At 74.7% G+C, this 12,169-nt stretch carries 13 protein-coding genes; 7 read left to right on the top strand and 6 right to left on the bottom strand.

The genetic code is table 11. The features are described 5' to 3' along the window. Window positions 1-39 precede the first annotated feature (39 nt). The 5 genes from KPF47_RS41175 (at window position 40) to KPF47_RS33275 (ending at window position 5,402) form a co-directional block, all read left to right on the top strand. On the top strand, window positions 40-1,776 hold the full coding sequence (locus KPF47_RS41175) for a protein kinase (RefSeq protein WP_374108934.1): 1,737 nt from the start codon (window positions 40-42) through the stop codon (window positions 1,774-1,776). Next, a complete protein-coding gene (pknB, locus tag KPF47_RS33290; protein WP_224392698.1) occupies window positions 1,773-3,743 on the top strand; it encodes a Stk1 family PASTA domain-containing Ser/Thr kinase in 1,971 nt (656 codons plus the stop codon). The genes KPF47_RS41175 and pknB overlap by 4 nt, the downstream gene beginning before the upstream one ends. Before the next feature lie 20 nt (window positions 3,744-3,763). Beyond that, a complete protein-coding gene (locus KPF47_RS33285; RefSeq protein WP_224392697.1) occupies window positions 3,764-4,399 on the top strand; it encodes an aminodeoxychorismate/anthranilate synthase component II in 636 nt (211 codons plus the stop codon). Window positions 4,400-4,602: 203 nt separating this feature from the next. Then, complete coding sequence (crgA, locus tag KPF47_RS33280) at window positions 4,603-4,863, top strand: cell division protein CrgA (protein WP_224392696.1); 261 nt, start codon at window positions 4,603-4,605, stop codon at window positions 4,861-4,863. Between the two features lie 62 nt (window positions 4,864-4,925). After that, window positions 4,926-5,402, top strand: coding sequence for a PH domain-containing protein (locus KPF47_RS33275; protein WP_224392695.1), 477 nt, complete (start codon window positions 4,926-4,928; stop codon window positions 5,400-5,402). A 279-nt stretch (window positions 5,403-5,681) separates the two neighbouring features. Here the strand turns inward: KPF47_RS33275 and KPF47_RS33270 are convergent, their stop codons facing one another. Beyond that, window positions 5,682-6,767 carry a rhomboid family intramembrane serine protease gene (locus tag KPF47_RS33270; RefSeq protein WP_224392694.1) on the bottom strand — a complete coding sequence of 362 codons (1,086 nt, stop codon included), beginning with the start codon at window positions 6,765-6,767 and terminating at the stop codon, window positions 5,682-5,684. Window positions 6,768-6,801: 34 nt separating this feature from the next. Continuing rightward, entirely contained in the window at window positions 6,802-7,347 is a 546-nt protein-coding gene (locus tag KPF47_RS33265) for a peptidylprolyl isomerase (RefSeq protein ID WP_224392693.1), read from the bottom strand. 43 nt (window positions 7,348-7,390) lie between these two features. Between KPF47_RS33265 and KPF47_RS33260 the strand changes: the two genes are divergently transcribed. Continuing rightward, window positions 7,391-7,783 (top strand): hypothetical protein, encoded by a 393-nt coding sequence (locus KPF47_RS33260; RefSeq protein WP_224392692.1) that lies wholly within the window; start codon window positions 7,391-7,393, stop codon window positions 7,781-7,783. Here KPF47_RS33260 and KPF47_RS33255 read toward each other — a convergent pair. Continuing rightward, complete coding sequence (locus KPF47_RS33255; RefSeq protein WP_224392691.1) at window positions 7,777-8,970, bottom strand: S9 family peptidase; 1,194 nt, start codon at window positions 8,968-8,970, stop codon at window positions 7,777-7,779. The genes KPF47_RS33260 and KPF47_RS33255 overlap by 7 nt on opposite strands. A gap of 233 nt (window positions 8,971-9,203) precedes the next feature. Between KPF47_RS33255 and KPF47_RS33250 the strand changes: the two genes are divergently transcribed. Continuing rightward, the gene (locus KPF47_RS33250; RefSeq protein ID WP_224392690.1) at window positions 9,204-9,791 is read left to right on the top strand and encodes a hypothetical protein; all 588 of its coding nucleotides are present in this window, start codon (window positions 9,204-9,206) and stop codon (window positions 9,789-9,791) included. A gap of 107 nt (window positions 9,792-9,898) precedes the next feature. Here the strand turns inward: KPF47_RS33250 and KPF47_RS33245 are convergent, their stop codons facing one another. The 3 genes from KPF47_RS33245 to folP all read right to left on the bottom strand — a co-directional run bounded on the left by KPF47_RS33245 (window position 9,899) and on the right by folP (window position 12,149). Continuing rightward, window positions 9,899-10,459, bottom strand: a complete 561-nt coding sequence (locus KPF47_RS33245) for a GNAT family N-acetyltransferase (RefSeq protein ID WP_224392689.1) — start codon at window positions 10,457-10,459, stop codon at window positions 9,899-9,901. A gap of 62 nt (window positions 10,460-10,521) precedes the next feature. After that, the gene (locus KPF47_RS33240) at window positions 10,522-11,280 is read right to left on the bottom strand and encodes a dihydrofolate reductase family protein (protein ID WP_224392769.1); all 759 of its coding nucleotides are present in this window, start codon (window positions 11,278-11,280) and stop codon (window positions 10,522-10,524) included. 2 nt (window positions 11,281-11,282) lie between these two features. Beyond that, complete coding sequence (gene folP, locus KPF47_RS33235; RefSeq protein WP_224392688.1) at window positions 11,283-12,149, bottom strand: dihydropteroate synthase; 867 nt, start codon at window positions 12,147-12,149, stop codon at window positions 11,283-11,285. Window positions 12,150-12,169 lie beyond the last annotated feature (20 nt).

Below are 12,169 nucleotides of genomic sequence, written 5' to 3'. Positions count from 1 at the left end.
CCCGCGGGACCCGGCCCGGCGCAGGTCCCCGGCGGCCCCGTGAGCGCCCTGTCGGCCGGGCAGCTGATCTCCGAGCGCTACCAGCTGGACCGGCGGATCGCGGTCGGCGGGATGGGCGAGGTCTGGGAGGCCTCCGACACCCGGCTCGGGCGCAGCGTGGCGGTGAAGGTCCTCGAGGCCGACCTGTCCGACGACCCGGAGTTCCTGCACCGGTTCCGCATCGAGGCCCGCACCGTCGCCTCGCTCGACCACGCCGGCATCGCCGCCGTGCACGACTACGGCGAGGACGACAGCCCCACCGGCGGCGGGCGCACCGCCTACCTGGTGATGGAGCTGGTCCGGGGTGAGCCGCTGTCGTCGCGGATCGGTCGCGGCCCGATCCCGGTCGACGAGGCGCTCGACATCCTCGAACAGGCCGGCCGGGCGCTGTTCGCCGCCCACGAGCGCGGGTTCGTCCACCGCGACGTCAAGCCCGGCAACATCCTGCTCCGCACCGACGGCGTGGTGAAGCTGACCGACTTCGGCATCGCCAAGGCCGCCGACGCCGTCCCGGTGACCCGCTCCGGGATGGTCATGGGCACCGCCCACTACATCGCGCCCGAGCAGGCCTCCGGCGAGGAGGCCGGGCCGTCCGGCGACGTGTACTCGCTGGGCATCGTCGGCTACGAGTGCCTGGCCGGGGTCCGGCCGTTCCGCGCCGAGAGCGCCGTCGCGGTGGCGATGATGCAGGTCCGCGACGACCCGCCGCCGCTGCCCGACGAGATCCCCGAGCGGGTGCGCGAGCTGGTGTCCTCGGTGCTGGTCAAGGACCCGGAGCAGCGCTACACCGACGGCGCCGAATTCGCCGACGCCGTCGCCGCGGTGCGGCGCGGGCACCGTCCGCCGCCGCCCGGGATCCCCGCCCCCGGCGGGTACGCACCCGGCTTCCGCGGCGACGACGGCACCGGTGCGCGGCAGGCCCCGCACGAGACCGGCCCGGGGACCGCCGACGGTCCGTCCACCGGGGGTCCCGCCACCGCCGACCGAGGCCCGCGCACCGCAGAGCCCGGTCCGGACGGCGCCCGTCGCACCGGGCCGGACCAGGCCGGGTCCCGCCCGCCCACCGGTCCGCCGCCCGGCGTCGCGCCCGGCCGGGTGCAGGGCCCCCGTACCCCGGGAGGCACCCCGTCCTGGTCCGGGCCGGTCCCGGTGCCCCCGGGCTCGCCGCCCTACGGCGCCCCCCTGCGACCGCCGCCCACCGGGCCGCACAGCGGCGGTCTGCCGGGCGGCCGGCGCCCGGGTGTGCCGCCCGTCGGTCCCGGCGCCCCGGGGCAGCAGCGCTCGGCGCCGGCACGTCCGCCGTTGCGCCGCAACGCCTCCGCGGACCGGATGCCCGAGCAGCACCCGTCCGGCCCGCTCGACCTGGGCCCGAAGCGCTCCGGACGGGCGAAGGCGTGGCTCGCGGTGCTGTTCGTGATCCTCACCCTCGCCGCCGTCCTGCTAGCGGTGATGATCTTGAGGGACACCTCGCCCGACGACATCCGGCCCGGTTCCCTGGGCGTCGCGCCCGGTACCGTGACGATCGCCGCCGGACCCACGGGACCGGCGGTGCCGGCGGAGCCGTTCGCCGTCCCCCGAACTCAAGATCGACCGGAGGTGCCCGGTGATGTCCCGGTGATCCCACCGAACGGTCGCTCCGGCGCACATGTCGCCCGTACGGGACCGGCAGCGGGCGCCGACCGGCATGATGAGCACGCCCCCGACGGACTCGATGAGTACGGGAATCTGAACCGATGACGACACCACGACTGCTCTCCGAGCGCTACGAGCTGGGCGACCCGCTCGGCTACGGGGGCATGTCCGAGGTCCACCGCGGCCTCGACACCCGGCTCGGTCGGGACGTGGCGGTCAAGGTGCTGCGCGCCGACCTGGCCCGCGACCCGCAGTTCCAGCTGCGGTTCCGCCGTGAGGCGCAGAACTCGGCGTCGCTCAACCACCCGGCGATCGTCGCGGTGTACGACACGGGTGAGGTCGAGTCCGAGTTCGGCCCGCTGCCCTACATCGTCATGGAGTTCGTCGACGGGCAGACGCTGCGTGAGATCGTCAAGACGACCGGTCCGATGACCCAGCAGCGGGTCGTCGAGGTGATGGCCGACGTCTGTGCCGCGCTCGACTTCTCGCACCGGCACAACATCATCCACCGCGACGTGAAGCCCGCGAACGTGATGATCAACGGCGTCGGCGCGGTCAAGGTCATGGACTTCGGCATCGCCCGAGCGCTGGGCGAGGGTCAGAACGTCACCCAGACCGCCGCCGTCATCGGCACGGCGCAGTACCTGTCCCCGGAGCAGGCCCGCGGCGAGGCCGTGGACGCCCGGTCGGACGTCTACGCCGCGGGCTGCGTGCTGTTCGAGCTGCTGACCGGCGAGCCCCCGTTCACCGGGGACACCCCGGTCGCCGTCGCCTACCAGCACGTGCGGGAGGACCCCCGGGCCCCGTCCGAGCTGAACCCGTCGGTACCCCCGGCGCTGGACGCCGTGGTCCTCAAGGCGCTCAGCAAGAACCCGGCCAACCGCTACCAGTCGGCCGCCGAGATGCGCGCCGACCTGGTCCGTGTGCGCAACGGCGAACCGGTGCACGCGCCGCTGGTCATGAGCGAGCACGAGCGCACGCACATGATGGCCCACGACGGCGCGACCCAGGCCACGGCGACGCGCCGGCTCGATGCGGGCGGGCCGCCCACCGGCCGGCACACGATGCCGCCGCACCACCCGGACTACGCCGACGACGAGCGGCGCGGGGGCGGGCGCAAGGCCCTCCTGTGGATCGCCGCGCTCGCCGTGATCGGCCTGCTGGGCTTCGTCGGCTTCCAGCTCTTCTCCTCCTCGGGCCCCGATCAGGTCTCGGTGCCCGACGTGCTCGGCCAGTCCCCGGACCAGGCCCGTCAGACGATCACCCAGGCCGGTCTGTTGTTCTCCCAGCAGGACCAGCCGTCCGACGTCGCCCAGGTCGGGAAGGTCGTCCGGACCGACCCCGGTGGCGGTAACCAGGTCGCCGAGAACAGCCGGGTGACGGTCTACGTCGGCAGCGGGCCCGCGCAGGTCACGGTGCCGAGCGTCGAGGGGCTGTCCCCGGAGGAGGCCGAGGCCAAGCTCCGCGAGGCCGGTCTGCAGGTCGGCGGGCGTACCGAGCGCGACACCAGCGACTCCGGCCAGGTCGGCAAGGTCATCACCTCCGACCCCGGTCCGGGCCAGCAGGTCTCGGGCAACACCGCGGTCTCGCTGGTGGTGGGTCGCGAGCAGCAGACGGTCGCGGTACCCGACGTGGCGGGCCAGTCGGCCGACGCCGCCCGGGCGACGCTGCAGAACGCCGGCTTCCGGTCCATCTCCACGACCGAGGTCGACAGCAGCGGCTCCGCCGGTCAGGCGGTCGGCACGAACCCGTCGGCCGGGACCCGCGTCGCCCCGGACCAGACCATCACGATCCAGGTCAGCCGCGGGAACCAGAACCAGGTACCCAACGTCGTCGGCCAGCGGGTCGACAGCGCGATCAGCACGTTGCAGGAGGCGGGGCTGAGCCCGTCGATCCGCCAGGTCGACGTCTCGGACTCCTCGCAGAACGGCATCGTGCTGCAGCAGAGCCCGTCCGGCGGGTCCGAGGCCTCGAGCGGCCAGACCGTGACCCTCACCGTCGGCAGCTACTCCGGTGGCAGCAGCAGCGACGGGGACAGCGGCGGGACCAGCAGCGGGTTCCCCTTCAACTGACGATCCTCCCGGGAGGGACCGTGCGCGTACTCGTCGTCGACAACTACGACAGCTTCGTCTACAACCTGGTCCAGTACCTGGCCCAGCTCGGTGTCGAACCGGTGGTGCGGCGCAACGACGAGGTCGAGCTCGACGAGCTCGACGAGGTCGGTGCCGTCCTGGTCAGCCCCGGTCCGGGGACCCCGGAGCGGGCCGGTCGCAGCGTCGAGGTCATCCGGCGTGCCGCGGAGCGGACCACGCCCCTGCTGGGTGTCTGCCTCGGCCACCAGGCGCTGGCCACGGCCTGGGGCGGGGTCGTGGAACGGGCGCCCGAGCTGCTGCACGGCAAGACCTCCGAGGTCTTCCACGACGACACCGGCGTGCTCACCGGGCTGCCGTCGCCGTTCACGGCCACCCGCTACCACTCCCTGACGATCTCCCCCGACGGGCTGCCGTCGGAGCTGGAGGCCACCGGGCACACCGAGACCGGTCTGATCATGGCCGTGCGGCACCGGGAGCTCCCGATCTCCGGGGTGCAGTTCCACCCGGAGTCCGTGCTGACCGAGGGTGGGCACCGGATGCTGGCGAACTGGCTGCGCCAGTCCGGCCACGACGTGCCGGAGGACCTGGTCGTGCGGCTGTCCGACGAGATGGCCGGGCTGGTCGCCGGGGTCTGACCCGGTCCACGCGGCGCACCGTCGCCGTGACGTGTGACGCCCGTGTTGCCGGGGTGACCCGGACGGCGGGCCGCTCGCGCTACCGTGGTGGCGGATCTGTCCGGGTCGCCCCGCCCGTCGGCCACGACGCCCCGTCGCAGGTCCCGCCCCCGGCCGGCGCACCGGCCGGACCCGTGTCCGACTCCGACAGGCGATGAGGTCAGATGCCGAAGTCGAAGGTCCGCAAGAAGGCGGCCTACACCCCGCCCCCGGTCAGCCGTACCCCGCAGAAGCTCGCGGGGCCGACACACCCGGCCTACATCGCCGTGATGGTCGCGATGTGGGTGCTCGGTCTGGCCTGGCTGGTGGTCAACTACCTGGCGGGCCCGTCGATCCCGTTCATCGCCGCGCTGGAGAACTGGAACTTCATCATCGGGTTCTCACTCATCGTGATCGGGCTCCTGATGACGATGAGATGGCGTTGACCAGCAGAAATACACGGATGTGAGTTGTCCACCTTGTGGATGGAGCCTGTGGACAACTTCACATGACCACACAGGGTGATCGACTTCGGTGGTCGACGCCGGTCGGCGCGGTCGTCGCGCTCTGGGCCCTGGCCGCCGCGGCGACCGGCTGGCTGGTCGCACTGCTCGCGTCCGGGGCGGATCCGGCGGGTGCGCTCGTCGCGGGAGTCGCCGCGGCCGGACTGGCGCTGGCAGCGGCGTCGGGCACCCGCGCCCGGCCCCGCCTGGAGGCCGGGCCGGAGGGCGTGACCGTCCGCAGGCTGACCTGGACCCGGCACGTGCCGTGGGGCCGGGTGGACGAGCTGCGTCTGCTGCGGACCAGGCGCCTGGGCCGCGAGTCGGTACTGCTGGAGCTGGAGCTGCGCGACGTCGACGACGGCGAACGGCTGGTCGTCCTGGGTCGGGCGGAGCTGGGCGCCGATCCGGTCGACGTGTTCGACGACCTGGTCGCCCTGCGCCCGGGCCACCGGCCCGGCGACACCGGCCCGTCCGTGGTCTGAGCCCGCCCTCTCGGGGGCCACGGGTCCCGACCCACCCCGCGCGTCCCCCGCCCGTCACCACGACCCCACGGCACCGTCCGGCGGTCCGGGCCGGGTCCCGCACGGACACGGCGTCGGGAGGCCGTCAGGGGCGCCGTCCGCAGCCCTGGGCTGCATCTCGGCCGCTGTACCCGGCCGCGCCGGACGGGGTGAGCCCGTCAGCGCCGCGGAGCGGTCCCGGAGCGGCTCTCGCACCCCCGGACCGGGCCAGCGCGGTCCGTCCGGTCGCGCCGTGACGCGTCAGACCCCGGCGGCCGCGAGCAGCCCCGCGGCGCGTACCGCGATCATCACGAGCGCGAGCGCCGCCAGACCGGCGACGGCGAGCAGCTGGGTCCTCCTGCGGTGGGCGGACCCGGTGCCGAGGTGCACCAGCGCCGCGGTGACCGCGGCGCCGAACACCAGCCCGCCGAGGTGCCCCTGCCAGGAGATGCCCTGGATGGTCAGGCTGATCACGGCGTTGATCGCGATGAGCGCGACGACCTGCCCGGTCGGCAGCTTCAGCCGCCGCAGCAGGACGAACAGCGCGCCCATCAGGCCGAACACCGCCCCCGATGCACCCGCGGTCGCCCCGACCGGGGAGCTGAACAGCATGACCGCGGCCGCGCCACCGAGCATGGACACGCCGTAGACGGCGACGAACCGGGCCCGGCCCAGGACGGTCTCGACCTCCCGGCCGATGATCCACAGGGCGTACATGTTGAACGCCAGGTGCAGCGGGCCGATGTGCAGGAAGCCCGAGGTGATGATCCGCCAGTACTCGCCGTCGGCGACCAGGAGCGGGACGAGCCCGCCGGCGTCGAACAGCGGGGACCGGAAGTTCGACATCACGCTGCCCGCCGTCAGCGCGGTGAGCACGTAGACCACCACGTTGGCGACGATCAGCCCGGGGACGATCACCGGCTTGCCGGTGCGGCTCGCGCCGGCGACGTTGCGCCACCGCGGGGTCGTCCGTGCCCCCTCGGCGAGGCAGTCCACGCAGTGCTGCCCGACCGGGGCCGGTCGCAGGCAGTCCGGGCAGGCCGGCCGGTCGCAGCGGGAGCAGGCCAGACCGGTGGGCCGGTCGGGGTGCCGGACGCACACCACGGCGGCGCCGGGGCCGCCCGGGGCGGGCTGCGCGGATCCGTACGGGGTCTGCCCGTGCGGATCCACCGGTCCGGGGCCGCCCGGCGGCGGACCGCCCGGCGCGCCCGGCGGCGGCCACTGGGGCTGCGGGTAGCCGGGCGGCGCCGGGTAGTACGGCGTGCCTGCGGGGCCGGGGGTACCCGGCCCGCCCTCGGGCTCGCCGGGTGTCCCGGATCCGGTGCTGTCGGGTCGTCCGTTCACCACGGCCCGTCCACTCGGTGGTCGGAGACCTGCGGGGTCAGGACCGCTCGATCTCGATCTTCTCGATGACCACGTCGGTCAGCGGCCGGTCGGCCTGGCCGGTGGTGGTCTGGGCGATGGCGTCCACGACCGCGCGCGACTCCGCGTCGGCGACCTCACCGAAGATGGTGTGGCGCCGGTTGAGGTGCGGGGTGGGGCCAACGGTGATGAAGAACTGCGAGCCGTCGGTCCCGGGGCCCGCGTTCGCCATGGCCAGCAGGTAGGGCCGGTCGAACTTGAGATCCGGGTGGAACTCGTCGCCGAACTGGTAGCCCGGTCCACCGCGACCGGTACCGGTCGGGTCGCCGCCCTGGATCATGAAGCCGCTGATCACCCGGTGGAAGATCGAACCGTCGTAGAACGGCCCGGAGTCGCCGCCGCTCGCGTTCGGGCCCGTGTAGTCCTTGCTGCCCTCCGCGAGACCGACGAAGTTCGCGACCGTCTTCGGCGCGTGGTCGCCGAACAGCTCGACGCGGACGTCGCCCTCGGAGGTGTGCAGGACGGCCGTCGTCTTGGCGTTGCCTGGTTCCGTCACGGCTACCATCGTGCCAGTAAGCAGCCGCATCCGTGGGAAGCAGGTCCGGAACATGAGTGCCGAGAAGACGCGGGCCCGTGCCCGCAAGGACGCGGCCGAGGCCGTGCACACCTTCGCCGACGCCGGTCGGATCGCCGGTGGCGCGGTCGTCGAGGGGGTCTCGACCCGGCTGCCCGACCTGTCCGGGGTGGTGTCCGGCTCGGTGCACGACGCCCGGCACGCGCTGGCCGAGGTCGTCGAGCCGACCCCGGCGCGGGTGCGCCGTGCCCCGTGGATCATCGCCGTGCTGCTGCTGACCGCGGCCGCGGTGTGGGGCTGGGTGACGGTGCTGCAGCGCGAGCGCGAGGTGGACCCGGGCACCCCGGTGCCGACGACCCCGCCGACCGACGACCAGATCCACGGCAAGCCGATCGGTCAGGGCAGGTCGCAGACCGGCGGTCACTGACCCGGGGCCGGGACGACGCGGGTGGGTCGGGCCGGACGCACGGTCCGCAGGAAGCCGGTCACGGCGGCCTCGTAGCCGTCGGGATCGGCGTTCCAGCTGCCGGTGTGCTCGGTACCGGAGAACTCCCGGTAGGTCACCGGCCAGCCGAGGTCCGGAGCGGACGCGGCCAGGTCCCGGCTGAGCGTGACCGGGACGGCGGTGTCGGCGTCGCTGTGCAGGACCAGCGTCGGCGGGCGGACCGCGGGGGGACGGCGGACCAGGTCGAAGCGGTCGAGCTCGATCCCGATCCGGCGGGCGGTGAACCGGGCCGCGACCCCGGCCAGGGTCGGCGGCAGCCCGCGGTTGCGGGCCTGGCGGCGCAGCGTCCGGCGCCAGTCCAGCAGCGGCGCGTCCCAGACCACGGCGTCGACGAGATCGGCCTGCGGGGACCGGTCGAGGAACGCCCCGCCCACCGCGGCCCCCATCGACCAGCCGACCAGCACCAGCCGGCGTGCGCCGTGTGCCCGGGCGTAGCCCGCGGCGGCGTCGACGTCGCGCCACTCGGTGTCGCCGAGGTGCGAGCGACCGTCCGGCGCCTCCGGGGCGGTCCCGTCGCCGCGATAGCTGACGACGAGCTGGGTCAGCCCGGCCGCGTGCAGCGCGGGCAGGATCCGCAGCGCCTCGCGCCGGGTCCCGCCGCGGCCGTGCACGCACAGCGCCCAGGTGTGCGGGTGCCCGCCGGCCGGGGCGGGGATGCGCCAAGCCGGGGCCGGGCCGAGGTCGGTGGGCACCTCGACGTCGTCGAAGGGCAGGTCGCGCGCCGAGGGGTCCGGGTCGAACGGGCCGGCGTCGAGCACCGCGGGGCCGGTCACCGGGACCGGACCCGCCCGCAGCTCCCGGACGACGGTGCGGCGCCCGCGGTCCACCACCGGTCCGACCACGGCCAGCCCGGCCGGGCCGCGCAGTCCCCACACGCCCGGCTGCGCGGACAGCCGGGTCCGCACGAGCTCGACGGTGCCGTCCCCGGCGCCGACGACCCGCTCGGGCAGCCCCGGGTGCGGCGACGGGTGCAGCAGGATCGTCGAGTAGTGCCAGCCGATCGCGGCCGCAGCCGCACCCCCCGCCCCGCCCAGGGCCCCGGCCAGCGCACCCGCGACGGGCGCCGAACGACGGACGGAGCGGCGGACGGAGGGGCTCGGCGCGCGCACGCGCTCATCCTGCTCTCCCGCCGACCGGTGCCGCGAGCGGACCACCGTAGGTGAGTCTCAGTGACGACGAGGGGCCCGTACGTGCGAGACCCCTCTCAGGTTGCCACTCGTACGAGTGAAGATCGCAATCGGATGGCTGCGGAACGCAACCGGCCGTGGCGGTTCTCGTTGTCCCCCGGCGAGGGTCGCCCGTCGTCCCTCCGCTCCCCGCCCCCCATTGGAAGGACGTGCGCATGAACTCGCTCGCCCGTACCGCTCTGCGGCTGTCCCTCGCCGGCGCCGGCATCGCCGCGCTCGGCGCCGGTGTCGTCGGCCAGGCCTCGGCCGCCGAGCTGCCCGAGCTGCCCGAGGTCCCCGACGCCCCGGACACCTCCGCCCTGCCGTCCTACGAGGACGGCACCCTGTCCGACGACGCGAACAGCGTCTCCTTCGGCGAGCTGCAGGCCCCGCACGGCGAGACCTCCGGCCTGCCGGAGCTGCCCTCGTCCGACGCGCTCCCCGGTCTGCCGTCCACCGACGCGCTCCCCTCGGCCGACGACCTCCCGAGCACCGACAGCCTGCCGAGTGCCGACAGCCTGCCGAGCACCGAGGACCTCCCGAGCACCGAGGCGCTGCCGTCCGCGGACGACCTCCCGTCCGCCGACGACCTCCCGACCGGCTCGCCGCAGTTCGCGGACGCGCCCGAGCTGCCGTCCACGGACGACCTCCCCGAGCTCCCCTCGACCGACGACGCCACCCTCCCGTCGGCCGACGACGCCGGTGAGCTGCCCGTGTTCGAGGTGCCGGGCGTGCTGTACCTCGAGGCCCCGACCGTCTCCTGACCGTCGGACCACCGGGCGCCGAACCCCCGACCGGCGCTCGCCACGGCCGCCCGTCACCGCCCCGGACCACCGGGTGCGCGGGACGGGCGGCCGTGTCCGGGGCCGGGTCAGTGCCGCCCGTGCCGCGGATGTGGCGGCGGCGCGGGCACCACCGGGGCGCGGACGACCAGCTCGTAGCGGTCGAAGGCCCCCTCGTCGTCGAGGACGTGGCGCAGGAACCGGAACCCGGCCCGCCGCGCGACGCCGACCGAGGCGGTGTTCTGCGGGTCGACGTCGATCGAGATCCACCGCACGTCACCGCGTTCACCCAGGTAACGGGCCGCGAGCCGGACCGCGCGCGTCGCGAGCCCGCGACGGCGGTAGGCCGGGTAGACGCCGTAGGACAGACCGGCCCGCTCCCCCGCGGGGTCGAGGTCGACCTCGATCGTCCCGGCGAGGACGGCGCCGCCGTCGACCCGGATGCCGAAGCTCAGCTTCGGCCCGCCGTCGGCCCAGCGCTCGATGGCGCGACGCACGTGCGCCCGGACCGTCGCCGGGGTGCCGGGGGCGCCGCCGAGCCAGCGGACGATCTCGGCGTCCTCACCCGCCAGGTGGGCGGCCACGTCGTCCCAGCCGAGCGGGCTGAGGACGACGACACCGTCCGCCAGCATGTTCGAGGGCAGGGCCACGTCACCATCCTGCCGCAGGCGTCGCCGTGCGTGATCGGGCACTCCCCCTCCGGGGTGCCCCGTCAGGACGACGGCGCCGCGCGCACCCGGTAGCGCATGAGGAGGGTGTCGTCCCCGGTGACCACGCTGACCAGCTCCAGGCGGGCGGGATCCATCCCGGAACCGCGGGCGATCCGGCCCGCCTCCCCCGACACCAGGAACGGGGCGAGGGTCAGGCGCAGCTCGTCGACCAGGCCCGCCTCCGCGAGGCTGCCGAACAGCGCCGGCCCGCCCATGCAGTTGACCCGGCGCAGCCCGCGCTCGGTGAGCGCCGCGAGCGCGACGGCCAGGTCGACCGACTCGTCACCGGTGAGCACCACCTCGGCGCCGGCGTCGGTCCACCGGCCCCGCAGGTCGGCGGGGACCGACTCGCAGGTGAGCACGATCGTGGGGACCAGGGTGTCGGTGAGCACCGGGGCCGACGGGTCGAGCGACTTCCCCGAGGAGGTGACGACCGCCGTCGACGGCAGCTCCGACAGTCCGAAGCGGCGGCGCCGGTCGTCCATCCGGTCGTCGTGCTTGACCCCGGTGAAGCCCTCGGACGTGGCCGTGCCCGCCGCGACGAGCACCACGTCGGCCAGGTCGGTGCCCAGGTCGAGCACCGCGCGGTCCGGCGGTGTGGAGAGCCCGGCCGAGCCACCCTGCACCTCGACGGCCCCGTCGGCACTGGACACGAAGTTGACCGCGACCCGGAGCCGGTCGTCGGGGTAGGCGTAGAGCCGCTCGAGCTGCTCGGTCGACAGCGGGCCTGCGGCGGCGGCCGGGAAGATCTGGTGGATCATGCTCACGCGAGCAGTCTCACCGCCCGCGACGAGTTCCGCTCGCCACGGACGGTGGCGACCATCTCGCAGGTCTCGCGGGTGGCCCGCGCCTGGTGGGCACGGACCATCGCGACGCCGCGGTCCGCGGCCAGCGCGGTCGCGGCCAGCGTCCCGGTCAGCCGCTCCTCCAGCGGCACCCCGAGGGACTCCCCGACGACGGTCTTGTTCGACATCGCCAGCAGCACCGGCCAGCCGGTCGCGACCATCTCGTCGATGCCCCGCAGGACCTGCAGGCTGTGCAGGGTGTTCTTGGAGAAGTCGATCGCCGGGTCGATCAGGATCCCCCCGGCGGGCACGCCCGCGGCGACGGCCTTCTCGGCGAGCGCGACGGTCTGGTCGATGACGCTGCCCAGCACGTCGGTGTAGCGGGGCCGGTGCGGCTCGGTGCGCGGGGTGACGTGGTCGGTGTGGGCGCTGACGTAGCCGGCGCCGTACCGGGCGGCCACGTCGAGGATCGCCGCGTCGGCGGCGGCCCAGTTGTCGTTGACCAGGTCCGCCCCGGCGGCGCAGACGGCGTCGGCGGGCCCGGCGCGGAAGGTGTCGACCGAGATCGCGACGTCGGGGAACGTGTGGCGCGCCCACTCCACGGTCGGCACGACCCGGTCGATCTCCTCCTGCTCGGAGACCTCGGTGCCCGGGCTGGCCGGGACGCCGCCGATGTCGATGACGTCGGCACCCTCCCGGACGACCGCGGTGATCCGGTCCCGGGCCGCCTGCTCGGCGAAGGTGACCCCGTGGTCGTAGAACGAGTCGGGGGTCCGGTTGACGATCGCCATGACCATCGCCCGGTCCCGGTTCCAGGTACGGCCGCGGAACGTCACGCTCGGCACGGGGTCTCCTCACGACGGGC

It is taken from the genome of Pseudonocardia sp. ICBG1293 (genome assembly GCF_020131355.1).
Taxonomy (GTDB): Bacteria; Actinomycetota; Actinomycetes; order Mycobacteriales; family Pseudonocardiaceae; genus Pseudonocardia.
Note: the sequence above shows the minus strand (reverse complement) of the source record. Positions and strands in the feature narration are given on the sequence as shown.

What these genes read in the sequence shown, in the direction of transcription:
- pknB (WP_224392698.1), top strand. Translation starts at nt 1,773, where the DNA reads ATGACGACACCACGACTGCTCTCCGAGCGCTACGAGCTGGGCGACCCG.
- crgA (WP_224392696.1), top strand. Translation starts at nt 4,603, where the DNA reads ATGCCGAAGTCGAAGGTCCGCAAGAAGGCGGCCTACACCCCGCCCCCG.
- KPF47_RS33275 (WP_224392695.1), top strand. Translation starts at nt 4,926, where the DNA reads ATGACCACACAGGGTGATCGACTTCGGTGGTCGACGCCGGTCGGCGCG.
- KPF47_RS33265 (WP_224392693.1), bottom strand. Translation starts at nt 7,347, where the DNA reads ATGGTAGCCGTGACGGAACCAGGCAACGCCAAGACGACGGCCGTCCTG.
- KPF47_RS33260 (WP_224392692.1), top strand. Translation starts at nt 7,391, where the DNA reads ATGAGTGCCGAGAAGACGCGGGCCCGTGCCCGCAAGGACGCGGCCGAG.
- KPF47_RS33250 (WP_224392690.1), top strand. Translation starts at nt 9,204, where the DNA reads ATGAACTCGCTCGCCCGTACCGCTCTGCGGCTGTCCCTCGCCGGCGCC.
- KPF47_RS33240 (WP_224392769.1), bottom strand. Translation starts at nt 11,280, where the DNA reads ATGATCCACCAGATCTTCCCGGCCGCCGCCGCAGGCCCGCTGTCGACC.